26 protein-coding genes and 3 pseudogenes are annotated in these 26,315 nt (G+C 33.9%); 9 read left to right on the forward strand and 20 right to left on the reverse strand.

Annotation, left to right across the window (positions count from 1 at the left end; translation table 11 throughout):
- The 8 genes and pseudogenes from JUJ52_RS09870 to JUJ52_RS23840 form a co-directional block, all read left to right on the forward strand.
- Positions 1 to 188 (forward strand): hypothetical protein (locus JUJ52_RS09870; protein ID WP_483887870.1); only part of this gene is annotated, 188 nt, incomplete at its 5' end.
- Between the two features lie 217 nt (positions 189 to 405).
- On the forward strand, positions 406 to 966 hold the full coding sequence (locus tag JUJ52_RS09875) for a hypothetical protein (RefSeq protein ID WP_228088886.1): 561 nt from the start codon (positions 406 to 408) through the stop codon (positions 964 to 966).
- Between the two features lie 359 nt (positions 967 to 1,325).
- Entirely contained in the window at positions 1,326 to 3,143 is a 1,818-nt protein-coding gene (locus tag JUJ52_RS09880) for an ATP-dependent nuclease (protein WP_228088887.1), read from the forward strand.
- Positions 3,133 to 4,476, forward strand: coding sequence for a UvrD-helicase domain-containing protein (locus tag JUJ52_RS09885; RefSeq protein WP_228088888.1), 1,344 nt, complete (start codon positions 3,133 to 3,135; stop codon positions 4,474 to 4,476). The genes JUJ52_RS09880 and JUJ52_RS09885 overlap by 11 nt, the downstream gene beginning before the upstream one ends.
- 48 nt (positions 4,477 to 4,524) lie before the next feature.
- Positions 4,525 to 5,187, forward strand: a pseudogene (locus tag JUJ52_RS09890) (transposase); the annotation flags it as partial.
- A 401-nt stretch (positions 5,188 to 5,588) separates the two neighbouring features.
- Complete coding sequence (locus JUJ52_RS09895; protein WP_228088889.1) at positions 5,589 to 6,275, forward strand: hypothetical protein; 687 nt, start codon at positions 5,589 to 5,591, stop codon at positions 6,273 to 6,275.
- 71 nt (positions 6,276 to 6,346) lie between these two features.
- Positions 6,347 to 6,454, forward strand: a pseudogene (locus tag JUJ52_RS09900) (IS3 family transposase); the annotation flags it as partial.
- A 600-nt stretch (positions 6,455 to 7,054) separates the two neighbouring features.
- Positions 7,055 to 7,594: pseudogene (locus JUJ52_RS23840) on the forward strand (SAV1803-related protein); the annotation flags it as partial.
- A gap of 1,065 nt (positions 7,595 to 8,659) precedes the next feature.
- Here JUJ52_RS23840 and JUJ52_RS09905 read toward each other — a convergent pair.
- The 11 genes from JUJ52_RS09905 to JUJ52_RS09950 form a co-directional block, all read right to left on the reverse strand.
- On the reverse strand, positions 8,660 to 8,803 hold the full coding sequence (locus JUJ52_RS09905) for a hypothetical protein (RefSeq protein ID WP_162986365.1): 144 nt from the start codon (positions 8,801 to 8,803) through the stop codon (positions 8,660 to 8,662).
- Between the two features lie 24 nt (positions 8,804 to 8,827).
- Positions 8,828 to 9,886: a methyltransferase domain-containing protein gene (locus JUJ52_RS09910; protein WP_205389606.1), complete on the reverse strand. Its 1,059-nt coding sequence runs from the start codon at positions 9,884 to 9,886 to the stop codon at positions 8,828 to 8,830.
- 18 nt (positions 9,887 to 9,904) lie between these two features.
- Positions 9,905 to 10,789 (reverse strand): permease, encoded by an 885-nt coding sequence (locus JUJ52_RS09915; protein WP_205389607.1) that lies wholly within the window; start codon positions 10,787 to 10,789, stop codon positions 9,905 to 9,907.
- Between the two features lie 89 nt (positions 10,790 to 10,878).
- Positions 10,879 to 11,199 (reverse strand): ArsR/SmtB family transcription factor, encoded by a 321-nt coding sequence (locus JUJ52_RS09920; protein ID WP_026679872.1) that lies wholly within the window; start codon positions 11,197 to 11,199, stop codon positions 10,879 to 10,881.
- 569 nt (positions 11,200 to 11,768) lie between these two features.
- Positions 11,769 to 13,160 (reverse strand): MFS transporter, encoded by a 1,392-nt coding sequence (locus tag JUJ52_RS09925; protein WP_228088890.1) that lies wholly within the window; start codon positions 13,158 to 13,160, stop codon positions 11,769 to 11,771.
- Positions 13,161 to 13,172: 12 nt separating this feature from the next.
- Positions 13,173 to 13,568 (reverse strand): ABC transporter ATP-binding protein, encoded by a 396-nt coding sequence (locus tag JUJ52_RS23845; RefSeq protein WP_483887871.1) that lies wholly within the window; start codon positions 13,566 to 13,568, stop codon positions 13,173 to 13,175.
- Between the two features lie 11 nt (positions 13,569 to 13,579).
- Positions 13,580 to 13,945, reverse strand: coding sequence for an ABC transporter ATP-binding protein (locus JUJ52_RS23850; protein ID WP_483887872.1), 366 nt, complete (start codon positions 13,943 to 13,945; stop codon positions 13,580 to 13,582).
- 1 nt (position 13,946) lies between these two features.
- On the reverse strand, positions 13,947 to 14,978 hold the full coding sequence (locus JUJ52_RS09935) for a FecCD family ABC transporter permease (RefSeq protein ID WP_228088891.1): 1,032 nt from the start codon (positions 14,976 to 14,978) through the stop codon (positions 13,947 to 13,949).
- Positions 14,975 to 15,976, reverse strand: a complete 1,002-nt coding sequence (locus JUJ52_RS09940) for an ABC transporter substrate-binding protein (protein ID WP_228088892.1) — start codon at positions 15,974 to 15,976, stop codon at positions 14,975 to 14,977. The genes JUJ52_RS09935 and JUJ52_RS09940 overlap by 4 nt, the downstream gene beginning before the upstream one ends.
- A gap of 12 nt (positions 15,977 to 15,988) precedes the next feature.
- A complete protein-coding gene (locus JUJ52_RS09945; protein WP_228088893.1) occupies positions 15,989 to 16,138 on the reverse strand; it encodes a hypothetical protein in 150 nt (49 codons plus the stop codon).
- Between the two features lie 135 nt (positions 16,139 to 16,273).
- Positions 16,274 to 16,480, reverse strand: a complete 207-nt coding sequence (locus JUJ52_RS09950; protein WP_228088894.1) for a hypothetical protein — start codon at positions 16,478 to 16,480, stop codon at positions 16,274 to 16,276.
- A gap of 240 nt (positions 16,481 to 16,720) precedes the next feature.
- On the opposite strand from JUJ52_RS09950, the gene JUJ52_RS09955 reads away from it, so the two are divergent.
- Positions 16,721 to 17,365, forward strand: coding sequence for a TetR/AcrR family transcriptional regulator (locus JUJ52_RS09955; RefSeq protein ID WP_228088895.1), 645 nt, complete (start codon positions 16,721 to 16,723; stop codon positions 17,363 to 17,365).
- A gap of 299 nt (positions 17,366 to 17,664) precedes the next feature.
- Here the strand turns inward: JUJ52_RS09955 and JUJ52_RS09960 are convergent, their stop codons facing one another.
- Genes JUJ52_RS09960 through JUJ52_RS10000 form a run of 9 tightly spaced genes read right to left on the reverse strand, consistent with a single transcriptional unit; the run spans position 17,665 to position 26,150 of the window.
- Positions 17,665 to 18,489, reverse strand: coding sequence for a metallophosphoesterase (locus tag JUJ52_RS09960; RefSeq protein ID WP_228088896.1), 825 nt, complete (start codon positions 18,487 to 18,489; stop codon positions 17,665 to 17,667).
- Between the two features lie 16 nt (positions 18,490 to 18,505).
- The gene (locus JUJ52_RS09965; RefSeq protein WP_228088897.1) at positions 18,506 to 19,495 is read right to left on the reverse strand and encodes an ABC transporter ATP-binding protein; all 990 of its coding nucleotides are present in this window, start codon (positions 19,493 to 19,495) and stop codon (positions 18,506 to 18,508) included.
- On the reverse strand, positions 19,476 to 20,471 hold the full coding sequence (locus tag JUJ52_RS23590; protein ID WP_228088898.1) for an ABC transporter ATP-binding protein: 996 nt from the start codon (positions 20,469 to 20,471) through the stop codon (positions 19,476 to 19,478). Before JUJ52_RS23590 ends, JUJ52_RS09965 begins: the two co-directional genes overlap by 20 nt.
- Positions 20,472 to 20,483: 12 nt before the next feature.
- Entirely contained in the window at positions 20,484 to 21,293 is an 810-nt protein-coding gene (locus tag JUJ52_RS09975) for an ABC transporter permease (RefSeq protein ID WP_228088899.1), read from the reverse strand.
- A gap of 4 nt (positions 21,294 to 21,297) precedes the next feature.
- Positions 21,298 to 22,242 (reverse strand): ABC transporter permease, encoded by a 945-nt coding sequence (locus tag JUJ52_RS09980; protein WP_228088900.1) that lies wholly within the window; start codon positions 22,240 to 22,242, stop codon positions 21,298 to 21,300.
- A gap of 19 nt (positions 22,243 to 22,261) precedes the next feature.
- Positions 22,262 to 23,812 (reverse strand): ABC transporter substrate-binding protein, encoded by a 1,551-nt coding sequence (locus JUJ52_RS09985; RefSeq protein WP_228088901.1) that lies wholly within the window; start codon positions 23,810 to 23,812, stop codon positions 22,262 to 22,264.
- Positions 23,813 to 23,827: 15 nt separating this feature from the next.
- Positions 23,828 to 24,562 carry an MBL fold metallo-hydrolase gene (locus JUJ52_RS09990; protein ID WP_228088902.1) on the reverse strand — a complete coding sequence of 245 codons (735 nt, stop codon included), beginning with the start codon at positions 24,560 to 24,562 and terminating at the stop codon, positions 23,828 to 23,830.
- 29 nt (positions 24,563 to 24,591) lie between these two features.
- On the reverse strand, positions 24,592 to 25,431 hold the full coding sequence (locus JUJ52_RS09995; RefSeq protein WP_228088903.1) for a MurR/RpiR family transcriptional regulator: 840 nt from the start codon (positions 25,429 to 25,431) through the stop codon (positions 24,592 to 24,594).
- Positions 25,428 to 26,150 carry an HAD family hydrolase gene (locus tag JUJ52_RS10000; RefSeq protein WP_255637607.1) on the reverse strand — a complete coding sequence of 241 codons (723 nt, stop codon included), beginning with the start codon at positions 26,148 to 26,150 and terminating at the stop codon, positions 25,428 to 25,430. Before JUJ52_RS10000 ends, JUJ52_RS09995 begins: the two co-directional genes overlap by 4 nt.
- Positions 26,151 to 26,315 lie beyond the last annotated feature (165 nt).

A 26,315-nucleotide genomic window follows, 5' to 3' on the forward strand; every position in this document is an offset into this window, starting at 1 on the left:
TAGAAGATTCTTTAGAATCAGTGAGTGAATGTGGTGCAAATGGGAGACCCGTTCGGTGGGCCTTTAAGGCCGAGGCCGGTAACAAAGGCTTTCAGCCGCAGAGCAAACCACCAGTTCACACTGGTGGTTTTGATTATTCTAATTCTATTTTACACCATTATTTATTAGTGTTTGTCGTACGTATGTGATTAAAAAGTGAGGGGAGTAAATTAATAAAGTAATCCTATTTCTAAATATCCTTTGAAGGATTACCTCCGCCATTAACCAAAAGGACATTTTACAGTTCTGACCGACCTAGAGTGTGGGAAAACAAAGAGAAAATTGAACAAATTTGTTCCTTTTCATTTATAAATGATAGAATTACATTAATCAAATGTGTAGTCATTATGGAAAGGGGCTAAAGTCATGAGTTCGATTTATTCGGAGAATTTAATTAAGGAAGTTATTGATAACTCTGAAAGTGATTTTTGGAACAGCGCTGTACTAGAGTGGGACATAGATGATGTAATAGAAGATCAAGACAATGATTCTTCTTGTATATGCGGGAAAGAAAATATTAGATACTTATTCACAATAAAAAACTTCCAAAATGGTAATACTCTCTTCCCTATTGGAAGTTCATGTATCAAAAAATTTAATCGTGTTGATTTGAATGAAATTACTTCTATCAATGAAACGCTATTCAAATTATTTCATGCAGTTAAAGAGAATGAATTCATATCTTTAAATAGTAACTATTTTTCTAGAAAGTTATTAAAATATCTTCTTGAACAAGGTGGATTTAAACCTAATAAATATAATAATTATAATGCAGAAAATGATTACAGATTCATGTTGGACATGTTTAATAAAAGAAAAGAATCCAGTGATAAACAAAAAAGTAAGATTAGAGCCATTATAGTTACTTCAATAAGGCCATTTCTTGAGGGACAACTCAGTGATAAAGTAGTGGGTGAAAAGGATTGAAGGTAAAAACAAATTGAATAATATGTTCGATGTTTTTGACTGATACCTTCTTGAATATTAAATGATAGGCCATCAGTGGTTAATAATATTTATGTATTATTTTATTGTCTGATAAAAATTGATGGATTTAAGAGATAGTATTTTATCAAATTACAAAAAATATGATTTTTAAAAAAGATAATATATGTACAATTTCTGTATCTGATTAACTTCGATTTTCTCTATATAAAAGATAATTTTAAAATTCAATATTCATTTTGTTAGATACTGAAAATATAGAATGTATGATTTACACTTAATAACCATTAATATTGTAACAAAATATTAGGTAATTATATTATGGAATGGATGGGAAATAAGTGAAAATTTCAAATTTAATTATTAAGAACTTTCGTAATATCAAAGATATAAATATTAGATTAACTAATATTGTATCCCTTATTGGAGAAAATAATAGTGGAAAAAGCAATATATTGAGAGCGATTACACTCCCTTTTTTATCCAATGAACTAGGTTATAATAATAAAAATCTTTCTTGGTTTGATATAAACAACGAAGCTAAAGATCTATATTATCAATTCATATTAGAAAATCAAGAAGCTATAGTAAATGAAACTTTAGATATTGACAGATTTTCAGAAGTTATACCTAATGTTACGGTTGAAGTTTATTTTGAAGTGAAGGATATTGAGATTTATTTCGTAAAAGATTTAACAAGTAGAGTTGATCAAAATGGTAATATTAATTATGGAATGCGTTATGATTTTTCTCCCAAAAATGTAAAAGAAGTATTAAATAGGGTTAAAGAAATCCTTATTTCCTATGAAAAAGGTTCTAGAATCGATGAATATTCTATCGACACAATAAAGATGAATTTACTCCCTATCGATTTATATTCGCATACAATAAAAGTACCGGAGAAAAATCAAAGTATATCTTATGATTTATTAAAACTATTTAAGTATACCTCTCTTGTTGCTGAACGAGATGATTTTTCCAAAACATCAGAAAGATTAGGTTCTAGATCCTTAGTAAAACTGTTAGAAATGAAATTGGATACTTCTTCAAAAATTACCGTTGAAAAAGAGTACACTAAATTTTTTGAAAAGCTTAAAAGCTTAAGTGATATGGAAAGCATAATTAATTGGCAGGAAAATTCAAAAATTTCCAACGCAAAAGATTTTTTTGAAAAGATATCAATACTCCCTAATATGCCAAATATGAGCTCTTTGCTAAATAGTGTTAAATTAGGCTATTCAGGAGAACACTTAGCTTCTCAAGGGTTAGGATATAGAAATTTAATTTTACTTTTTGTTCTACTCAATTCGTTTATTGAAAAGAAATCAGATATTGCATTTTCAATAATTACTTTAGAGGAACCAGAAGCTCATTTATGCTCAAACAATCAAAAACTTATGGCAAGTTATATGAATTATTTCTCTACTAAAGACAATTCTGTACAATTATTTTATTCAACGCATAGTACCGAATTTGTTAATAAGTTGGATTTTGATAGTATAGTAATAGTGAATAATGGCAAGGCATTCTCTCTTTCTACTGAATTGAGCAAAGGTAATAAAGATTATCTATCTAAGAATCCCAACTTAGATTTGTATAAGTTGTTTTTTTCTAAAAAGTGTATTTTGGTTGAAGGATTGACAGAAGAACTATTTATACGTTCCTATTTTAATAGTAAAGAAGAGCTTAATGACATTGAAGTAATTTCGTTCCATAAAGGATTTAAAAATATAATGGACATATGGTTACAAATAAATCAAGGAACATCCAATAAATTGGGAATTGTTCGTGATTATGATAATCAACCAAATGCTAAAAAGGAACATCATGAATACAATGATTATAAAAACATTCTTGTCACAACTACAAAGGAATATACTCTTGAACCAGAAATTCTAGATACCGAAAATAACTTTGATTTATTACAAGTTTATTTTAATGAATTATATGACTGGAATTGCACAAATAAAAAGGAACTCTCTGATAAATGGGTAAATGCTAAATCATCAGTCATGCTTAGACTGTGTAAGGATATTTCAAATAAGGAACTTACAGAATTGAAAATGCCAAAACATATACAAGACATAATAGACTTTTTATATGAAAACAAAGGCGATGATAGTGCTAGTGAGCTTGAGGTAATCGCAAATGAAAATTAATATAGCAGGCGCGGGTTCAGGCAAAACAACAAAGATGGCAGAAAAAATTATTGATAGATATGAAAGACTTCCGGCTCATGAAAATATATATTGTATTACATTTACAAATAATGCTGTTGAGAGTATAGAAACTAAACTCATTGATTACTTTGGAAATATTCCCGACAACATTAGATTAAGTACTATTCATTCATTTTTATATCAAGAAGTTATTAAACCGTATTATTATATATTATATAATAAACAATACACACAAATATCAAGTATTCAGTTAAGTCCTGAGCCTAAGTATAAGAGAAGTAAAATCACTCAACTTGAAGAAGCAAATATTTTACATGTTAGTGTTTTTTCAGAGCGCGCAAAATGGGTTATTCACAAAAAGTCTAGTGATAGAAAAAAGGAAAAAGAGGTTCGTGCTTTAATATTAGAAAAATTTAAAAAATATTGTACTCATATATTTGTTGATGAGGCTCAAGACATTGATAAACATCTAGTGGAAATATTGAAGAAAATTGATGAAATATCTATTGAAATAGAGCTGATTGGAGATCCGAAACAAGACCTTAACGGTACTAATTCTTTAAGAATGTTACTGGAGGAATATGAAGAAAACGTGGAATATATTACAATATGTCATAGGTCTCCTCAAAACCATTTGGATATTTCAAATTCCTTATTTCCAAAGGATGAATGGCAACATTCTGAAAAGGAATATGGAACAATTTCTGTGCTTTTCGAAACAGATATCAATATTTTAATCTTTTTTAATTCAACTGCATTTGATTTAAAATACATTTCTGAAAAAAATGATAGGTACTCAACAGCACAGAATACTGATATAGATATAAGGTTTAGAACATTGTTTCATGAGATTACTGATATGCTTAATCAAAGTTTAGATGAAATCGATGAACTGAGAATAAAACAAATAGCGTACTATTTAGCCAGAAAATTAATATCGAAATATGAACAAACTAACAATGAAAGGGAAGCTATGAAAATAATTAATAAATACATTGGTTATGATAAAAAAACATATGCCAAAGTAATAAATGCATTAAAAATCAATACTAATGTGGATGTTAAACGAATACCGTTATCCTCTATAGATAGTATAAAAGGACAGGAAGGTGATAATTGTCTGTTTGTATTAACTACCGATTTAGCACCGTTTCTCTTTTTAGAGAAAACAATTAATAATAAAACTAAAAATAGGCTTTATGTTGCGCTAACAAGATCTTTAGATAAACTAACAATTCTTGTTACTAAAGAAGTAGAGGAAAAATACAGTAAGGAATTTATAAAAGATTTTTTAAAAAAGTACACCTTGTAATGCAAATATAAATATTACAGTTAAGAATACAACTTATAAATAGGAATTAAGAAATCACCGGAAGAAGTGTTGATGAAATGGAAACCATTTGTCCAACGTGGAGTGGGAATGAAACGAGCAACAAAGCTAGTAGAAGCCGGCAAAAAGAGTGTTAGCATAAAGATTGGAATTCAGTTTTCCAAGCGTGAATTGGATTATCTATTAGACCAATATGAGCTCTATAAAGGGCAATTAGAACAGTTAGACAAGGAACTAGAAGATCTTGTAGAGACACTTCCGGGATCCAAACAAATGATGAAGATATCAGGATTAGGATCTACTACCATCGCTCTATTCTTCTCGGAGGTAGGTGACATTACAACGTATAGTCACCCCCAGCAATTAGTTAATTTAGCTGGTCTCTCATTACGAGAACACAGCTCTGGTAAATTCAAGGGTCAAACACGGATTACAAAGAGAGGGCGAAGCCGATTACGACGAGCCTTATACTTGTCTATTCGTCCGCTAGTCGCCCATAACCCGACATTTAAGGCCTTGCATCAATACTATACAACGCGATCTAAAAAGCCATTGAAAAAGCAACAGTCACTCATTGCCTTGTGTTGTAAGTTACTACGTGTATTGTTTGTCATTGGACAAAAGCAATGTGAGTTTGATGGTTCAAAACTGTTAAGAGGATTACCTCAAATCCAGGCATTACAGGCTGCTTAAAGTTTTAGGAAAACACGCTAAATACCAATTGTTTCTTATACAAACACCAATAGTGTAGAGTTGGAGCTTATTTTCACCATTCGGGCTTTAGACCCAGCAAAGGAGCATTTCCAACCTCCACCTCATGGATACGCAGGACGAAGGAAAGTATGGATACGATCCGGAGAGATATGGGAGGGTTAGCGACCGTGATTTGTGTGGAGATTTCCTAGCACGGTTATACACTTATTTTCCAAACTCATCCAGTTTGGACGATAGGATGGCCCCTACCTTGTAAATCATTTATAGAAATTCAAATGATATCCAGTAATCTTAGTGAGTGAACTATATGATGTTTATGAAATATTGAGAATACATGAGTATTTGGTAGAAAAATTAACTTTATTGAGGGAGGTAAAAGAATGGGTCAACAAAAAGAAGAACTGCTAAACCAAGTTCAAGAGTTTAAGGACACATTTAATGAATACTTCGAAGCGTTCATGGAGTATTTAAACGGAGGTATAATTAAAGATAGTGAATATACATTTGGTCATCCTACATTATTCACACTTTCAAATAAACTTCAAGTAGCATATTTACAATTGCCAGAATATCTACAAAAGAGACTGCTGGACTTAGAGTTTAATGTATTTTTACATTGTAATAATATAGTCGATTTTTTTTCATTAAGGATTTTCTTAATAGAAAAGCAGCGTTTTCATGGAACATCTACTATTGCCGTAAGAGTAGATTCCGAACTTAATCTAGCAAAAATGCTTATTGAAAAAGATATTTGGGAGGAATATTCTAAGCTTCCTAAAAGGAATTTTCATTTTTATAGAGGGCAATTACAACCTAAGATAATGGATGAACTAAAATTGCAGTTTGAAAAAGACTTACAAAATAAACAACAAGAAGAAAAAGCTATTTCTGAATCTGAGAATAGTTCAGGTGAAAATAAAGAATTAACTAACGAAGGAAATGGTTTTTTTAATGATACAGTAGGAAAAATTGAGAAAACAGAAGCAATGATTGGTTCAGCAGATAGTATAGTTGGAAAAACACTTAACCTTATTAAAACATTAACTAGCATAGGGAAGTATCTATGATAATGAGGTAATTATTTTTACATACTTAAGTCCGTAAATTAGTGAAGTAGAATAAAGTTGTAAAACACCCATTCACCTGTATAGAGCATTCTAAGCAAGAATTGGAAAAATATATTCATTACTATAACCACAAAAGAATCAAAGCAAAACTAAAAGGTCTGAGCCCGGTACAACAGTAATTCAGACCTTAAAAACTGCTTAAAAGAATAATCTGTCTAACTTTATGGGTCTCCAACACTGGTGGTTTTGATTTAAAAATTATACATTCTAAAATTCATTAAAATATCAAAATATATTTTTTGGATTTACTGAATAAAGTAGTAAAATTTATAAATTGTGACAAAACGAGACTAAAATGTCCTATTTGATATAATAATTTTATTATTGTATGTAGATGATGAAAAATGCGGAATGAAGCTAGAACGAATTTATGGTATACGATTTACTAAAAGCCAATATTGATTTAGATCCATAAGGGAGTTCAAATAAATCAATAAATGAGCTTTTAAAGACTGCTTCTAAAAAAGCACAGGAAATGTAGGTTTTTCGTGAATAAATGAGCGTGGGTCAAAGACTTTGCTATCGTTACTAAAAATAATGCATGCACCTCAAACCACGAAAAAAGAACTGAAGAGCTACGGATCCTATTTTGATTACAAATTATGCTGCTAATGATGCGTTATTTTATGGTAAACATATTATAATGGAGATTATACCTTAACATGACAGGTTAGGTATTATATAAGATCAAAACAACTTAGGATTAGAGGTAATAATTAATGACCAGCTATAAAGATTACTTGGATTTACTATCGAAAACTTATGAAGGAGCAGTTGATTTTTTACTTCAGAAATACGGCCCTGCACAAGATGATTATTATAGAGAAAATCATATCATAGGTTTATGAACGGGAAAAATATCAAGAACAAATGAAGGTTTATATTGTCATCATATAGAAGAAATCAAGTGGTTAAAGATATCAGATAAGTATTTTGTGAAAAAATTTAATATTCCGTTTGATCACCAAAGATAGGTTAGTTTATTGTTATTTGATAGAGCACAGTATTTTACAACTTTTGATTACAATAGAAACTTCCTTTAACTTTGGTTACCAGGATACGATTCATTTTTAAAATCAATTATTAAAGATTGGTATCTTAAAAAAAAATACCTGAACCAGTGTGGATGGAAAATTGTTACAATAAATCATTTTTAGGGCCTCAAGAAGTATTCAATATAATAAAAGATATGCAAAAAAATAGGGAAAAGTTATTTTAGTTCTTTGTTGGTTTATAATGAAGAAATGGAGAAAAATGAAAATAGAGTCATAATTTGAAGAATACGATAGTAAAATGAAGAATTATACGAAAGAAAAAATATTGAGAGAACTTTTGATATAATAGAAAGTTTATCAGAACTCACTGATGAAGAAGTAACAAAAAAATAAGTTGTTAGAAGTTGTTCAATTTTTATTTTATAGATAGAATGAGAGGTTATTACTGATAAAGAAACAATAAAATTAAGTATACTCTACTATTTAATTGAGGGGTGCTATAACACAACAAGGATTTTGACAATCGAGAGTTTGAAGTTATTATTTTTAAATTAATGGAAACAGCAAATCGAGTATCAAGTCATTGCGTAATTAAACTTCATTCATATTAACGGTTTCTGCAGCATTTACTGTTGAATGGGAAATAGTCGTAGGAGAGCTAGAAACCTTTGTCTAACAAGGGTTTTTGGCTCTTTATATTTTATGGCACATTTTGAAAAGTGGTATTTATCTATTGGTTGCTGCTGGAATGTTCAATTTATGTATCGTTGCTTGTCTTTAGATTAATAATGTTGCTTAGTTTGAGTATAGGCCTTTATGCAATTTCTTAGTTAGGGTAATATTTATGAATCTTTTTTTGCTGTGTCATTTAAGAAACCTTTTTAGTTGGAAAAGCAATGGATACATGGGTACTTATTTTATTGCAGTGTAATTTGCTGTAAGACTTCCACCTCAAGAAATAAGGAAACACTACATTTCTAAGTGAGAGATTTAACAGCCGGTAACAGCCCGATTGGTTCACAGACCTTTAGGTCATGCCCTTGTGATCCTAACATACAGTGGGGGATGGAAAAACTCACTGAATGAAGTTTCATTTTATACTTAAACACCTATAGCAATTAAGGGAGTCATGAAAATTTCATCAGTTCCCGAATGGTTTATTGAAATTAGTCCAAAGTCCTGCTATTCGATATTTGCTCGAACCTACCCAGCTACTTAAAATGGTCATTTCCAGTACTTCTTATTTAGGATTAGGTATGCATGTTATATTAGAACATTTCCATAATGTGGAAAAAGGAAGCATAAAATTATGCTTCCTTGAATTACTAATTAGCAACAATTATTATTATTTTTCTCTTTTTTAGCTTCTGATTCATGCTCGTTTTCTTTACTGTCTTCAATTTGCACAGAGCAACATTCTTGTTGTTTCGGCTTTAATTTAGAGATTGCTTTTTTAAAGCTGCTTTTTTCCAATCTTATCACCTCCTTCTAAAGAGATTAACAATTACAAGTGGATGCACAACATTCATCATCATTGCTGATGTGGTGTTCATCTCCCTCTATAAAATCAAAAAGTTGTGAGTATGGTTCCTTTTTCAATATATTAAAAGCTTTTTCACATACATAAGTTCTTTCACCTCTTTGATAAATGTGATCATCGTCATCTTCGATATGTTTAAATGGCCCTTTATAAATGACAGATTGCCCCTTATCAAGACAAGCTCCGTCTTTTCCTTTGTATGCTGTAACTGTCATGCTTCTAAAATCTATGTCTTTAATTGTTGTCCATGTTTCCATGCGTTTATCAATGGTAATACCATAAAACCCTGCATTTTCGAATGCAGTTATAAATTTCTTTTCTTCCATTGCTCCCGAATAGCAAGCACTCCATAGATTTTCATCATCTCTCAATTCCTGTGGAACTTCCGTATTTGAAACAATATCCGATATGACAGCTTTGCCACCTTTCTTTAAAACTCTATATATTTCATTAAATAATTGCTCTTTTTCTTTAGTTGAAACAAGGTTTAACACACAATTGGAAATAACAACATCTATGCTATTATCTTTAATCATTGGAAAGCTTTCTTCTAAATGAAAGATGTAATCGTTAATTGAATTAAAACCAGTTAGACTAGCTACTGGATTTTCTTTTATATACTCATCTACCTTATTTAAGTCTAATTTCAAGTTTTGAATCTTCCCTTTATGAAAAATGACATTGTCATAACCTAGAGTATCAATTATTTCCCGTTGATATTTTTTAGCAAGGGAAAGCATATCATCATTCATATCTACACCAATGACTTTTCCAGTTTCCCCAACAATTTGAGATACGATATAAGGAACTTTTCCACCTCCACTACCTAAATCTAAAACGGTGTCTCCTTCTTTAATTTTCCCTAAAGGATCTCCACAACCATAATCTTTTTCTATAATTTCCTCTGGTATAATCTTGAGGTACTTCGTATCGTATTCTACAGGACAACAAAGATTTTGTTCATGATTAATAGCAGCATTACCATAGCGCTTTATAACTGAAAATTCCATACTCATATACTGATCACCTCTCCTTTAAAAAATTAGATTTACGATGAGACCAGTTGCCATAGCTACAATTAAAATAGCTGCTATAAATGCAACTAATAGTTTCTTTTTAAATAACTTAGATAATAAGGCAACTTCTGGGATGCTAGCCCCTGCTCCTCCAATAACTAAAGCAATAACTGTACCCATTGACATTCCTTTTGAAACAAGAGCTTCTGCTATAGGTAACATCGTTTCTGGTCTGATATACATTGGTATGCCAATAAGCGAGGCGATGAAAACAGAGAAAATGCCGTCACCACTTGCATACTTCGTAATGAACTCAGTTGGTATGAACCCATAAATAAAGGCACCTATGAAAACACCAATGAATAGATAAGGAAGCATTGGGTAAAGAAATGCCCATGCGTCATTTAATGCTTGCTTTATTCTAGATCCTTGTTTATTACTAAAGAACCCATCACCTTTTACTGTTACTCCTTTATATGAATCTAATAAATGTAATTTTGAAAATATAAATCCAGTTAATATGCTAAAAATACTTAGAACAACAATATACACAATTGTGATTTGCCATCCTATAAGACCCCATAACATAAATACAACTACTGGATTCATTAAAGGGGACGCGATAAGGAAACTCATAGCAGGCCCAAATGGAACGCTTGCATTTAATAATCCTGCCAAAATAGGTATCGTTGAACATGAACAAAATGGTGTTATTGCACCAAAGAATGTTCCTAACACATAATTAACGGCATTGTTTGGACGATTTAATAATCTTTTTATTTTTTCTTCTGATACTACTTGTTGGATTAAACTAACAATAAAACTGACAGCTATAAACAACGCAAGCAATTCAAAGAATAGCATGAAAAATGTTTGGATAAACTCTAAAATTGTATCTGACATTCGTATAACTCCTCACTTTTATAAATCAAATAATTTTGATTAATAAATCAATAAAATTTGATTTATTGAGTAGATAAGTAAGACACTTGTTAAAAGATCTTACAACAAGTATCTTCGGTTAAAACAAGCTGTATTTGTTCTTCATTAATTCTATAATAATTCCATGTTCCATGCTTTTCTGAAATCAGTATATTGGCATTTACTAATTTTTTTAGGTGATAAGAAAGTTTAGATTGTTTTAAATCTAATTTTTCTTCTAAATCACAAACACATAAGTTTTTATGAGGACTTTTATTAATTTCGTTTAAAATCTTAAGTCTTATTCGATCAGCTAAGGCGTTAAACATATTCTCATAAAAGTCGAGAGCTTCATCATTGCTTAATTCTTTTACATTTTTAATTCGTTCCATAATTTTCACCTCGCTTATAAATCAATTTTTTTTGATGTATAAAATGTAAATCAAACTTACAAATTTGTCAATACTTAATCCTTAAAGTATTCCTAAAGCTAGTACAAGATTAGCTTTAGGAGGGGAGATTAGAGATGAAAAGACAAGAGTTAACGAAAATCATAGATTATAAATTATACTTTACATCCAACAGCAAGTAAGTCAGACATGGAGAGCTTTTTGCAACCAAACGGTTAATGGGACATCAGTTGTAATTTGGAGAGCAGCATTTCCATGGAAGCTTTAAATGTATACGGTACGTTATTGAGGATTTACGCTATGAGAATATACCAAGGCCTGTAATTGAGAAAGATGATGAAGTCATCATTCAAGTAAGTTAACGGGGAAGAGCTAGGGAGTGAAAAAGGGCTATAAACCTTTGTTTTATAAAGATTTATAGCCTTTTATTAGTAAATGTATAGAGCAATAATATATCTTTCTAAATTCTCTTGTTACTTAAATATGCGTTTTTTTGTCCAATTTAATAGGAGGTAGGTTAATATACTTAGTTAATAAGGATTTGTATTTCATTAACAGTTTTGTTGTGTATGTAACGTTTTTTGATAATAATAAAACAATGCGGCGGCTATAAGTGAAGCTATCGAAATACTTATTAAGCACATTAAAAATGCAGTGCTCGGTAACATAAAGCTTGAAAATAAAATACTGATAAAAGCTACCGCAAAAGAATTAGCTAAGTACATAGCAGTATTAAAAATACCAGAAGCAACGCCAACAATTTTGAGAGGTAAGCCATTTAAAATAATACTTGCTAAAGGTGTAGTAGCTAAACCAAGACTTAAACCATAAATAAAGAGTATTACAATAACTAATGCATCTTGCAGTGTCCAAGCAAAATACAAGAGTATCGCTAAGCTCGCAATACAAATGCTCATGATTAATGCTCCATAGCACAAAATTAAATCACGTAAAAATTGTGTAATTCGAGCAGCTAATAATGAACTAATGAAAAATCCTAGTCCAATCGGTAAATAAATGATGCTAGTTGCTTTAGCATCATAGCCTAAAAAGTTTTGTGCATAGTAGCTTAAAATAAAGAACAATGCAAACATACTTAAATAAATATTAACTAACGAAATAATCCCCAAGCTAAAGCGTTTATTTGTGAATATGTTTAAATCTATTAAAGGGTGTTTTTGTTTTTTCTCTACTTTAATAAATAATAGTGTACTCATAATAGTTAAAATTAAGATGGAAATCGTAAGAATACTAAAACCATGGTTTTGACTATTTGTTAAGGTTGCAATTGCTAATAAAATACTGCTCATTAATAAAGCTGTTCCTATCCAATCAATTTTAACCTTTAACATATGCGAATCTTTAGGAATTAAAGGTAGAAGTACTAACACTAAAATACCAAAAGGGATATTCAGAAAGAAAACATTACGCCAAGTTAATCCCCATAAATTCCAGTCAATAATTAATCCACCTAAAATTAGACCAAAAGCAAATGCGATACCTATAACAGCACCATACAAACTAAAGGCTACTTTTTGTTCGTGTGATGGAAATATCACTTGTATAATCGCTAGTATTTGTGGCTGAATAATGGCAGCGGCAATGCCTTGAACTAAACGCATACCAATTAAAAGAGTAGTAATGGATGTAAGCCCACCAATTAATGATGAAAGGATAAATAAAGCCACTCCAAACCATAAGGTTTTTCGTCTGCCATACATATCCCCGAGCTTACCACCGACAATTAACAGCACAGCTAAGCCAATGGCATAGCAAGAAAATAAAATCTGTGCAGTTGTAAAAGATAAATGTAAATCGATTTGGATACTCGGTAATGCAATTTGCAGCATGTAATTGTTCAATGAAATTAATAAGGTTGGTAATAATACGATACCCAGTGCCCACCAGCGATATTTATAATATGTTTCTTGCGTTGCAGACATCAAAAAACTCCTTTATTCGTCACCTAACATCGGAAAATATGAAATTATAAGTTGGTTTGTGACGGAATTTGTGGAAATATGACAATTTACGCCATACACTTCTTTAATTAATGTAGTTGTTAAAATATCTTTGGGTTTTCCTTGTGCATAAATGCGTCCATCTTTTAAAACATAAAGATAATCGCAATACATTGAAGCGATTGACAAATCATGTAATGCAGCTAAAGTACCTACTTTTAAAGACTTTACTACACTTAAAATTTGAATTTGATATTTAATATCTAAATGGTTTGTTGGTTCATCTAATACTAAGAAGTTTGGCTCTTGTACTAACGCGCGTGCTAATACGACACGTTGTTGTTCACCTCCTGATAAAAGCGTGAACATTTGCTCTTGTTTATGAAGCAAGTTTACTTTTTCTAATGCAGCATTAATGTTCTGTCGTGTGCATTGTCATTCTCCATAAATTTTTTATGAGGTGTACGCCCCATTGCTACCATTTCATAAACAGTAAAATCAAAAGAAGTAGTATTAAATTGCCCAACAACCGCCAGATGTGTAGCGAGTTTTTTTGGTGTGATTTCTAAAACATTAAGGTCATCTAACATGACAGTTCCAGCTTGTGGCTTATTTACTTTATAAATACTTTTTAATAAAGTTGATTTTCCACAGCCATTCGGTCCTAAAATACCGACAAATTGTCCTTCATTTACCTGTAGTGAAATATCTTCAATAATTTTTATTTTATCTACCATAAAAGAAATGTTTTCGGCATGTAATTTCACTTTAATCTCCCCCAAAACCATATTTCTTTTTTATTAACATGTGCATAAATACAGGTGCACCTAAAATCGCTGTTACAATACCTATTGGCAATTCGCTGTTTGTGATAATAATACGTGCTAGTAAATCAGCCCACATTAAAAATATGCCGCCAACGAGTAAAACCATAGGTACTAAAAAGCGATGATTTGCGCCTGAAAAAATTCGTACTAAGTGAGGAATAATTAAACCAACAAATCCGATAATGCCGCATTTTGCCACAATAATTGCGGTTAAAATGGCAGAGATAACTAGGTACACTTTGCGCAAAACATGAAGGTTGATTCCTAAAGTCATTGCAGCTTCTTCGCCCATAAGCATGGCGTTCATTACACGCCATTGTGAGATGAAGAAAATAGAAATTACCACAATAAAAATTGTGATGAGTGGTAGGTCAGCCCATTTAGCTGAAGTAAGACTACCCATTGTCCAAAAAGTAATGGAACGAACCCCTTCTGCATCTTTTGCAAAATAGATAAATAGATTAGAAATTGCTGTGAATAGTGCATTGACAATTGTACCTGCCAAAATTAATTTCACTACCGACATTTTTTGTCCGATATTAGCTAGAAATAAACCGACAACAGTAGCTAGTAGTGCGCCGAGAAACGCCCAAACAAGTAAACTAATGGAATCAAAGAAATTGCCCAGCGTGTGACTAATTACAATTGAAAAAGTAGCACCTAATAACGCACCAGATGAAATACCTAAAATATAAGGGTCAGCTAAAGGGTTTTGCACAGAGGCTTGCATAACAGTACCACACAATGCTAAGCCAGCCCCGACTAATAAAGCTAATAATGTTCGAGGAATACGAATATCCCAAATGATGTCATAAAATAAATTTTTTTCTTGAGTTGTAAATGAAGAAAAAATGGTTTCAATTGTTGTGCTTACTGGAATCGTAACCTGTCCAATTGCAATGGACAGAACGATGGTACAAAAAGTAGTCAACAATAAAAGAAAAATTGTTAAAGTGAAATGTTTTTGTATCATAATTCAGCACCCGAAAATTGCGTAGGTTGAATAAATTTAGCCACATCTTCATATAATTTTGCGATTTCAGGACTTCCATTTACTGCATTAGTATAGTCCACAACTAAAACATCATTGTTTTTGATAGCATTTACATTTTTCAATTGTTTATCTCCTAAAAGGGCATGCAATGTTTTTTCTTCATTTTGCTTTTGGAATTGTGTCAAGATAATTTTGTCTGGGTTTTCCGCAATAATAGCTTCAGCAGACAACTCGATATACGGTTGATCGGACATATTTACAAACTCACCATTCGCAAGCTCAATCATTTCATCTACCATGCACCAATCGGGTGAGTAGTAAAAATATTTATTACGTACATGACTGATAAAAAGCACTTTAGGTTTTTCTTGTGAGTGGTCGATCGTACCAGCTATTTTTTGAATACGTGATTCCTGTTTATTGATATATTCATTTGTTTGATCTTCAATATTAAAAACACGTCCAAAATTTTTAATTTCATCAAAATAAGTTTCTTTACTACGTCCCACATTGAAATTAACTGCCGTTAAAGTAGGAATGTCTCGCTCATTCCAAGAAGGAATTGAACCAATCATATCCTCACGAAAAGCAGAAGCAACAGAAAGAATTAAATCCGGCTTTAAGGCAATAATCGATTCCTTTGATGGCCACATCTCACTTAATAAAGGCATCCTTTTAATTTCTTCTTGGTAACTTGTATTTGTTTGATCGTCATACCCAAAGCCAACAACTTTATCTTGTAAGCCAAATTTCACCATTAACTCCGCCATTGCAGAGCCAATAACTAAAACACGTTCAGGCTCATTTTTGATTGTTTGCTGTAGCACATCACCTTCATAATTAAAAACATCATAATTCAATGGGTAATGTGAATTCATTGCTTGAGGCTTTTCTTCCTTCGTTTCATTTGAGGTGTTACAGCCTAGAAGTAAAAATAATAAACTGATGAATAAACTACTTATTATGATATTTTTCATTTTATTTGCCTCCTATTGAAATAACTCTAGGTGAATAAATTTCGCTACATCTTCATATAAATCTCCTAATTCTAAGCCATCATTAATAGCACTTGTATATTCCTCCACTAAAATTTCTTTATCTTTAATCGCATCGATTTTCGCTAAGCGTTTATCAGCCAAAAATTCGTTTTTCGTGATCTCTCAGTTTGGTTGCTGAAATTCTTTTGTCTGGGTTTGCTGCTCAAATAGCTTCTGTTGATAGTTCCATATAATCTTCATCAGACATTTCCATAAAGGTTGCATTGAAACCTTCTATCATTCGTCAATAATGGCCCATTTGGGGGCATAGTAAAAATAGGTGCCTTTTGATACGCCAATAACTAAAACAGATGGCTTATGTTCTGCTTTTTTGGTTATAACTTGTACCTTTTGCATACGCTGTTGTTGCTCAAGAATAAAGGCATCTGTCTTACTTGCTTTGTTAAATACAATTTTGTGGTGTCTTTTTGATTGCTTGTTCAATATTTTCTCCTTCGTATGTGTAGCTATCTACGTTGATCGGATCATTATTTTGACTTTGTGTAACAGCTTCTTTATCTAAAACCTGTTTTGTAGTATCAGTTGCATTACAACCTGTTAATACGAATAAAATTTTTTAGTATATTAAAACCTTTATTGACTGACAACCAGTCGAATTCATTTTTACAAGCGTTTGACTACCTTTATACTGAGTGTTTAAATAAAGGAATGGGGGTGATGCTCTTGGCAAGAATCACAAAGAGTACAATAGAGCGCCGCAACGAAATATTAGATATGGCTGAAAAATTATTTAGTGAAAAAGGCTATGATAAAACATCAACTACAGATATAACGAAAGGTTTAGGAGTTGCTCAAGGAACACTTTATTACCACTTTGCATCAAAAGAAATATTAGCCCAAGAATTAGTGAATCGACAGTTACAGATTTTACATAAACATTTTCGTGATGTGTTGTTACGCACAGATTTAACTGCTTATGAAAAATTAGCGTGGATTTTCATTTATGAATTAGACGATCCACTTAACCATGTTGAAATCTTTAGCTATCTACGTAATGACCATAACTCGCTGTTGCGTCAAATCGTGTATGTACAAACAATATGCCAATTCTCTCCAATGGTTACTGAAATGATTTTACAAGGTAATCAAGAAGGGATTTTCAAAGTCGAAACTCCCGCACTTATAGCAGAATTCTTCCTATCTACTATTCATCACTGGGTTGATTCATCCTTATTTAGTTGGACAAATAAGGAGAAGATTGCTCGTATTACGGCGTTGCAATCTACTTTTGAACATTTATTCGGATTGGAGAAAAATCAACTCGATTTAAACATGATGCGTAAAGTTGTAGCTGAAAAAATACTGTAGACAACACAGCTTAAATGATAATCATTATCAATTAAGCTGTGTTTATTATATTTCATGACTGACAACCTGTCAAATCTATTTTTTATAGTACCAACTTAATAACAATGGCATATAGTTGCTAAATTGCTTACATTCCGTTACTATAAATTACCTTGTAAAAGGAACTATCACATGTTTTTAGATGAATTTTTCAATTATAGTTGGCGTGAACTTCGTAAAATATAATCTATCTATCATGTTCATAGCAATAAAATAGGATTAGCTTAGTGTATTCTAAACTAATCCAATCACGAATCTTCTTAGCCTTCTAATTCCAACACATAAAAAGCATCATCTATTTCTTTAGCAAGGTTCTTTGTCTGCCATTCGCTATTGTTTCCAACGCAAGCACAAATCATAGTAGTTTTATCCGTTTGTTCTACTTTTCGGTAATGGACATGTCCCATGATGCCATAGCGCACATCATACTTATCGTACAATGTGCTGTATAATTCACTTCCTAGAAAGGCATTAAAATACGCCCATTTTTTATTTGGCATTGGAACCGTGAAGCTGGCATGCGATAGCATATGGGTCATCATGATAATTTTTTTGTCTTTATATGCTTCTAAGTCCTCACTTATTTTTTGATAAAAATGCTCGTGCATGTCAATGTTTGACCTGCCCCAACTTGTATAAATAAAGTCCTGCCAGGTTCGATTCATATAATGTCCTTTATCAAATTCTGTTACAGAAAAGGAGGAATCTCCGAATGAGTAATCATACCATCCAGAATCGCCAATGACGACCCACTCTTCATTCAATACATAAGGTTCGTTCGAAAGGCAACCATGCCATGCCTTGTAAGCCTTGTAAATCTCCCATGTATCAGTTACCTGATTCTCTTTAGACCAATAATCATGATTACCTGGCACGAAAAGTACTTTAATATTGCTCCATGCTTCTAAATCATTTAAAAAGGGAATACTTATCTGATAATCGTTGGAGATATCACCTGCTATCAATAAAATATCAATTGCTTCCTTTTGTATCTTTTTATACAAAATTTCTATATAGCTCGTATTAGCAGGAACCATCTCACGATTAACATCAATATGTAAATCAGATATGATGCCTAGTCTCATATTTAATTCCTCCTTATTAGCTTGTTTGGTGTTCAGGCTCTTGGGTATATAAATGACATGTTACTTGGTAGCCCGCACGCATTGTATGGACTACTGGTTTCACGCTTTTACAACTATCCATCGCTTTGGCACATCTCGTATGAAAAGGACATCCAGTAGGTGGGTTACTCGGGTCCGGGAGCTCACCTGCTAGTGGAATGCGTTCCTCATCTACATCAAGGTGCGGAATGGCGGAAAATAAGGCTTCCGCATATGGATGTTTCGGATTTGTCCCTATATCCTCGGTGCTACCCAACTCCACGATTTCTCCCAAGTACATGATAGCAATACGATCACAGAAATATTGCACCACATTTAAATCATGCGAAATAAACAGATACGTAAGATTATATTTTTTCTGCAATTTAGTTAACAGATTCAAAATTTGAGCTTGAACGGAGACATCGAGCGCTGATACTCCTTCATCAATGACAATAAATTCAGGATCCAAAACTAATGCGGAGGCAATAGCAACACGCTGTCTTTGCCCTCCGCTGAGCTCATGTGGAAAACGGTCTAAGAAAGATGTATCTAAGCCAACGTCATGGATGGTTTCAAGAATTTTTTCCTCGCGTGAAGCTTTATCTCCGATATGATGAATTTCTAAGGGCTCATGCAAGATCCATTCAATCGTTTTCTTTGGATTGAGGGAGGCGTAAGGGTCTTGAAAGACAATTTGAACTTTTTTTCGCCAACTCTTTAATTGTTGCTTTGTAAATGTGGTAACATCTGTACCTTGGTAATAAATCGATCCGCTAGTTTGCTTTAATAATTGTAAAATGACCTGCCCCGTCGTGGATTTACCAGAGCCACTTTCACCAACTAACCCGAAGGATTCCCCTTCGTACAAGGAAAAGGAGACACCATTCATTGCTTTTACCACAGAAGGCTGATCATCAAAGATGGAACGTCTATTTTGTTTGTAATGCTTATGCACATTGTGTAATTCAATGAATGGTGCTGACATGTTTGACTTCCTCCTTCGTATACAGATGGCAGGATACTGCTTGATTTTCTACATAAACTTCGTCTGGAAAATGGGTATGACAGATATCCATACGATGAGCACAACGATCGGCGAAAGGACAGCCTCTTTTACGCTCCTTTAAGCCAGGTACATTTCCTGGGATGGTGTACAATTCTTGCCCTCGTTTCGTATGATCAGGAATCGACTGAATAAGTCCTTTCGTATATGGATGCTTAGGCTCATACAAAATGTCTGCTACTTTACCTTGTTCCACCACACGGCCTGCATACATTACGACGACACGGTCACACACCTGACGTATGACGCCTAAATCGTGTGAGATAAAAATAAGGGAGCTGTTTCTCGTGTTTTTAATATTTTTAAATAGATCTAATATCTGAGCCTGAATCGTGACATCTAATGCTGTGGTTGGTTCATCCGCAATGATTAATTGCGGGGAAGCAATTAGTGCAATCGCTATAACGATACGTTGCCTCATTCCTCCTGAAAGTTGATGAGGGTATGACTTATAAAGTGCTTCTGCTCGAGGAAGGCCAACTTCCTTCATAAGTGCAATAGTCTTTTCCTTCATTTCCTTCTTGGAATAGGATCGATGTTGTTTTAATACCTCTGCAATTTGTTTCCCTACTGTTAGTAAGGGATTCAAGGATGTCATTGGTTCTTGAGAAATCATGGAAATCGCATCACCACGGATTTTTTGCCATTGTTTTTCCTTCATTGTTACTAAATTTGTTTCACGGAAGGTGATACTTCCTTGTTTAACACTTGCATTTTCGGGTAAGATTCCCATAATTGCTTTTGAAGTTAAGCTTTTACCACAGCCAGATTCTCCAACAATACCTAGTACTTCATTTGGATAAACGTTAAAGGAAACATGATTAATGGCGTTATAGTCTCCATCTTGAAAATGAAACGCAACATCTAGATTTTCTATGGATAATAAAGGAGTACTCACTCTTTCAACCTCCTAGGCTTTTGTATCTTGCTTATCTCGGATGCCGTCCCCTAGTAAATTAAATCCTAGCACCATCATGGTGATGATGACACCGACGATAATCACATACCAAGGTGCTGTTACAATAAATGGCTGTGCTTCTTTTAACATACGCCCCCAGCTAGGATCTGGCGGTTGTACACCTAACCCGAGATAACTAAGGCCAGACTCTCCTAAAATAGCTCCGGAAAAACTTAACGTAGCTGCCACTAGAATAGGAGAGAAGGCATTAGGTAAAATATGATGATAAATAATGCGTAATGCTCCAGCACCTTTGGCAACACTTGCTTTGACAAAATCATATGTCTTGTATTGAATAAAACTACTCCGAATAATTCTTGTAAAACCAGGTACACTCATAATCCCGATCGCAATAATGGTGTTTTTTAACCCAGGCTCAAATACTGAAATAAGCATGATGGCTAGTAAAATACCAGGGAAGGCAAGCATCGCATCAATGAATCGCATAATGATTTCATCCACCCAACCACCAAAATATCCAGCACTTGCTCCTAAAATAAATCCGAACATAAGTCCGATAAATACAGAAGATGTTCCGATAAGAAAAGCTGTTTGCGCTCCTTGCATTACTCTACTTAGAATATCTCTTCCGAAATTATCGGTTCCGAATGGGTGAGAGAAGGAAGGAGCTTCTAAGCGGCTACCTGTATTCATTTCATTCGGACCAAAAGGTGTATAGAAAAAACTGATGATCATCATCGTCATTAAACAAATGACAAGGACAATGCCAATTCTCCACGGAATGCTCTGTGACTTTTTCATGGCTTCACCCCTTCGCTCTTATTCGTGGATCAATCACTTTGTATAATAGGTCCACGATAAAGTTAATCGTAATAACGAGCACTGCAATATATAAAACCATCGATTGCACCAGTGGGAAATCCCTTGAAGAAATGGATTCAATCAACAGATTACCAAGTCCAGGTAATGCAAATACATTTTCAATAATAATACTGCCGCCCAATGTATCGGCGATGGTTAAGCCTAAGATCGTAATAACAGGGATAAGGGCGTTACGTAATATATGCCCATACATAATTTTTCTTTCGGTTAATCCTTTGCATCTAGCGGTTCGAACGTATTCCATGTTGGCTTGGTCTAGTATGGTGTTTCGCAAATATCGAATGATCACCGCAATATTGGAGATGGCAATAACCAAGGATGGCAAAAACAATGCCCGTAAAGCTCCAAAGAAGTCTTCCGACCATGGGACATACCCATAGGTCGGAAACAAACTTAGGATCACTCCGAAGACCAAAATCAAGATAAATCCAAACCAAAAGGATGGTATAGCAATACCAAGCTGCGTCATGATCGACAATACGACGGAGATCCACTTACCTTTTGTGCGTGCAATCAAGATACCTAAAGGAATACCAATGATAATCGTTAACAGAATAGACAGGATACCTAATGAAAAAGTGACAGGTATTCGATCCACTAAAATGTCGCTGACGGGCAACTGATACTTTAATGATTCACCTAAATCCGCCTGAAAAAGACCAGTTACCCAATCTACATATCGCTCAGTAGCTTGTTTGTCTAAACCTAGCTCTTGTTCTAATTGTTGAATCTGAGCTTGTTCTGCTTCGATCCCTAGAATAATATGTGCTGGATTACCAGGTAATAATTGAAAGACAAAGAAAATAATGATTGAGACTAATGTCATCGTTGCAACAAAGGTAGCTAATTTGTAAAGAATATATCTCAATGTTTAGCCTCCTAAATGACTATTCCGTATAGTGTAGGTCCTCTAAGTTGAACTTTTGAATAGGATACATGTTTAATCCTTCTAAATGATTACTCATAGCAATGGTACGATCTGGATCACTAATGAATACAGAGACCGCATCTTCTGTTAGCAAGCGTTGTGCTTCTTTATAATGAGCAGCAATATCTTTTTCATCTGTTGCACGTAAGGCTTGATCAATCAGTTCATCATATGCTTCATTGTCATAATTCACAAAGTTACGCTCGTAATCATTAACATACCTTCTTAAAATTTTGTACGGATCTAATTTACCAGTAAAACCGATAATGGTCGTATCGTATTGTTCGTTTTGGTAAACATCTTCTAACCATGTACTGAATTCGATCATTTTAATTTCTACATCAATGCCTACTTGGCTTAATTGCTCGGCGATAACTTGAGCAGTATCGACGTGAAATTGATAATCAGATGGGACGGTTAATTCCATTTGAAAACCGTCGTTATAGCCAGCTTCTGCTAAAAGGGATTTTGCTTTTTCGATATTAGTAGCATAATAGTCTTCTAAACCTGGCTCATAATAAAATTCCATGGCAGGACTGAAGTTAGATCCTAGCTTTGTACCATTACCTTCAGAAACCGTATCAATAATCGTGTCTTTATCGATTGCTAGGTTAATCGCTTGACGTACTTTTAGATCACTGTAGGGCTCTACATCATTATTTAAAGCGAGTAATTGCACCATGTTTTGTGGGCCAGAAACCGTATTGATGGAATCGCCTAATTGGGTAAGACCTTGCTGTGTGACACCAGGGAGGACGTCAATTTCACCTGCCTGCATGGCTAATACAGAAGACTCTTGGTCTGGCATGATTTTGAATTGTACCTCATCTATTTGCGGTATTTTTTCATGATTATAGTAGTTTTCATTTTTCACTAGACGTAATTCTTGACCAACTTTGTATGCTTCAAACTTAAATGGACCAGCACCAATAGGCTTTGAACTTTGTTCTTCATAATCAGAAGGAACAATTGCGACAATATTTGCTGCTAAAAAGGCAGAATTCTTCTCTTTTAAATGAAAAATCACTTCATAATCTGATGGAGCTTCGATGGAATCAATGACTGCAAATTCAGCAACAATTGGCTCGCCTCCATTCATGCCTGCAAGTGTTTCATAGGAAGCAACGACATCCTCTGACGTTAATTCAGACCCATCATGGAATTGGACACCTTCATTTAAGGTGAACGTATAAGTAAGACCATCTTCTGAGATATCGTAGGATTTAGCAATCGCTCCGACTAACTCTCCTTTTGGATTTGTATCTAATAATCCGTCAAATACATTGTCCATCATAGAACCAGTATCGGTTGCGGCAGATTTATAAGGATCTAGGTTGTCGATTTCGGTACTCATGGCAATACGGACAACGCTTGATCCAGTTGCTTCCTTCGTTTCAGGCTTTGCAGCATTCGCATCTTTGCCTTCTTCATTCTGTGAATTCGAACACCCAACTAAAACAAAAGCAATTACAAAAACAAGTAAAAAAGCAATGAACAACTTTTTTTTCATAAGTAGTACCTCCAATTAAATGGTGATGGTTAAATGTTCATGTGCTGTTTGCACATTTTTCTGAGATAAAGCTTCAATTTCCTCGGCCAGTTTACGGATCTGCCCAAAATGGGGTAAGTGTGTGATGACCACCTTTCTTGCTTTAGATTTTGTAATAATAGTACTTACATCTGTTGTATTAAGATGTCCTTTGATTTTGCGATATTGTGCTTCGTAAAAGCTACATTCAATGATTAAGAGATCTGCGCTTTGGGAGAACTCAATAATGGCATCACAATATCCGGTATCAGCGGAGTAAACCAAGCTAGACCCTTGTGGATTGGTGACTTTCATAGCACAGCAAGGAATTTCATGTTTGTTCTCCGAAAACGTGACGTGAAGATCACCAACGAAGATATGATCGGTTAATTGAAGCTGATGAACGCTGACTATTCCTGGATATTCGAATGACAAAGAAGCAATATCTTCAGCATAGATATAAATATCTAGTGGTCTAGTACGGTTTCCTAACTGAGTTTGAATTAACATTGCGTATTCCAAGCTATAAATATCAGCCATGTGATCAGTATGAGTATGACTAATAAATACTGCATCTAAGTCTTCTAAGCTGATGTGATTTTGTAGTTTGGCAAGAGCGCCACTTCCGCAATCTAGTAAAATATTGGTGTCATTCTCTTGAACTAAATAGCAAGAGGTAGCCTCATTTACCTCAGGGTAGGCGCCCCAGTATCCTATTGTTGTAACTTGCACCTTCTCACTCCAGACACTTGTCAATATGATTACTTATTTTTTGGATTAAACATCGCATAATAATCTTCCATATCTGCTATGTTGGTTTTGATGCGTTCACCTCCTATATAAGCTATTTCGTTGATAATGGCATTGCAAATGGAGACCGCAGCGGTATAGGAATCTAAGAAGCTTTTAGATTTATTTTTGGCAAAAAGGGTTAGGTCTGCGTGTTGGCAGATAGGTGCTAGAGAAGAGTCCGTTAATGCGATAACGTACATCCCTTTTCTCTTTGCCACCTCTACGATCTTTAGAATCTGATAATCATAACGCGGAAAGGCACATACAAAAAGAACATCTTTCTGCTGAAAGTTTGCCGTGTATTCCGCAATCTCCCCTGGAGGAATAAACTGGCTAGTGCCAAGCATATATTTCAGTACAAATTGCATATATGAAGTAACCGTCAAACTCATTCGCCATCCACCAATCCAGATATGCTTCGCCTCAAGCAATTTTCTAGCTGCTTGATTGATCTCTTGTTTATAGATGGAGCGGCTAGTAAGAATGATATTGTCTACCTCTTGGACGAAATGTTGCTCTAACCATGTCTCTTCCTGCATGGTCGTAGTTGCCATTAGGTTTTTCACAGCTCGATTGTCGGCACAATTATAGTTGTGAATTTCTTGCTTCATTTCTAAAAAGCTTTTGCAGCCAATTGTTTGTGCCAGACGATGTACCGTTGCTTCACTTACCGCCGAAATTTCTGCAATTTTAGCAGCGGATAGTACAACCATTTCTTCCATATTTTCAAGGATATAATGTGCTACTTTTTGTTGAGAATGACTAAGGGAATGAAACTGCTCTTGTAATTGCTCGTATATCGTTGTCATACAGGCATATGAACCTTTTGGAAAAGATCCTTAATATTGGCGATAGGGTCCACGTTTTTTAATTCCTCTATCCCTTTTCTTTCATACGGATTAATCAAAACACAATCCATTCCCACCTTGTGACTGCCGATGACATCATCATAATAGTTGTCCCCAACATATAGAGATTCTTCAGGAGAAACTCCAGCTTGTTGGCAAGCATGTTGGAAAATACGTTCGTCAGGTTTCTCTATTCCAACTTCAGAAGAGATGACGACATGGTCTAAATAATGAATGATACCCGTCTGTTGCAAGACTTCTCGAGCGGTGTTATTCCAATTAGAAATTAACCCTACTTGATAGCCAGTATTTTTTAGTTGTTTTAGGATGCTGAGTGTTTCTGGAAAAACACGCCATTCCGGTTTTTTATTGGTGATTGGCTGCGTTTCTTCCATAGGAGCTATTCCTAAATAGCTATGTAAGATGTGGTGATAGTCGTGCATAAACAATTCGCGTTTTTTTCCAAGTAACCCAGGATGTTCTCTCATAAAATATTTATCAGCTAAATGATAGGCTAATGCTATATCTTCAAGAGGAAGCGTGATCCCATGGTTCTTTAGCAGTTGTTGATACAGCTCTTCTCGATTTAAATACACAAGTGTGTAGCCTAAATCGAACCATATATACTTCTTTTTAATAGTGCAACACTCCTTTAATGGTAAAAGTTGGATTTCCTTCATAAAATGAATTTACGAATTATTTCCTTCACATTGGCTAGTATAACGGATAAATATTTTGTCGAAATAAAGCTGGTGTAAAGGTTCTGTAAATGATTTGGATGGTTGCTAAGGGTTATGTAAGTGCTTTGTGATGGTGCTAAGAGGTTGTAACGAATTCATTCCGCA

It is taken from the genome of Virgibacillus sp. AGTR, from assembly GCF_016919725.2.
In the GTDB taxonomy this organism is placed as follows: Bacteria; Bacillota; Bacilli; order Bacillales; family Amphibacillaceae; genus Virgibacillus; species Virgibacillus salarius.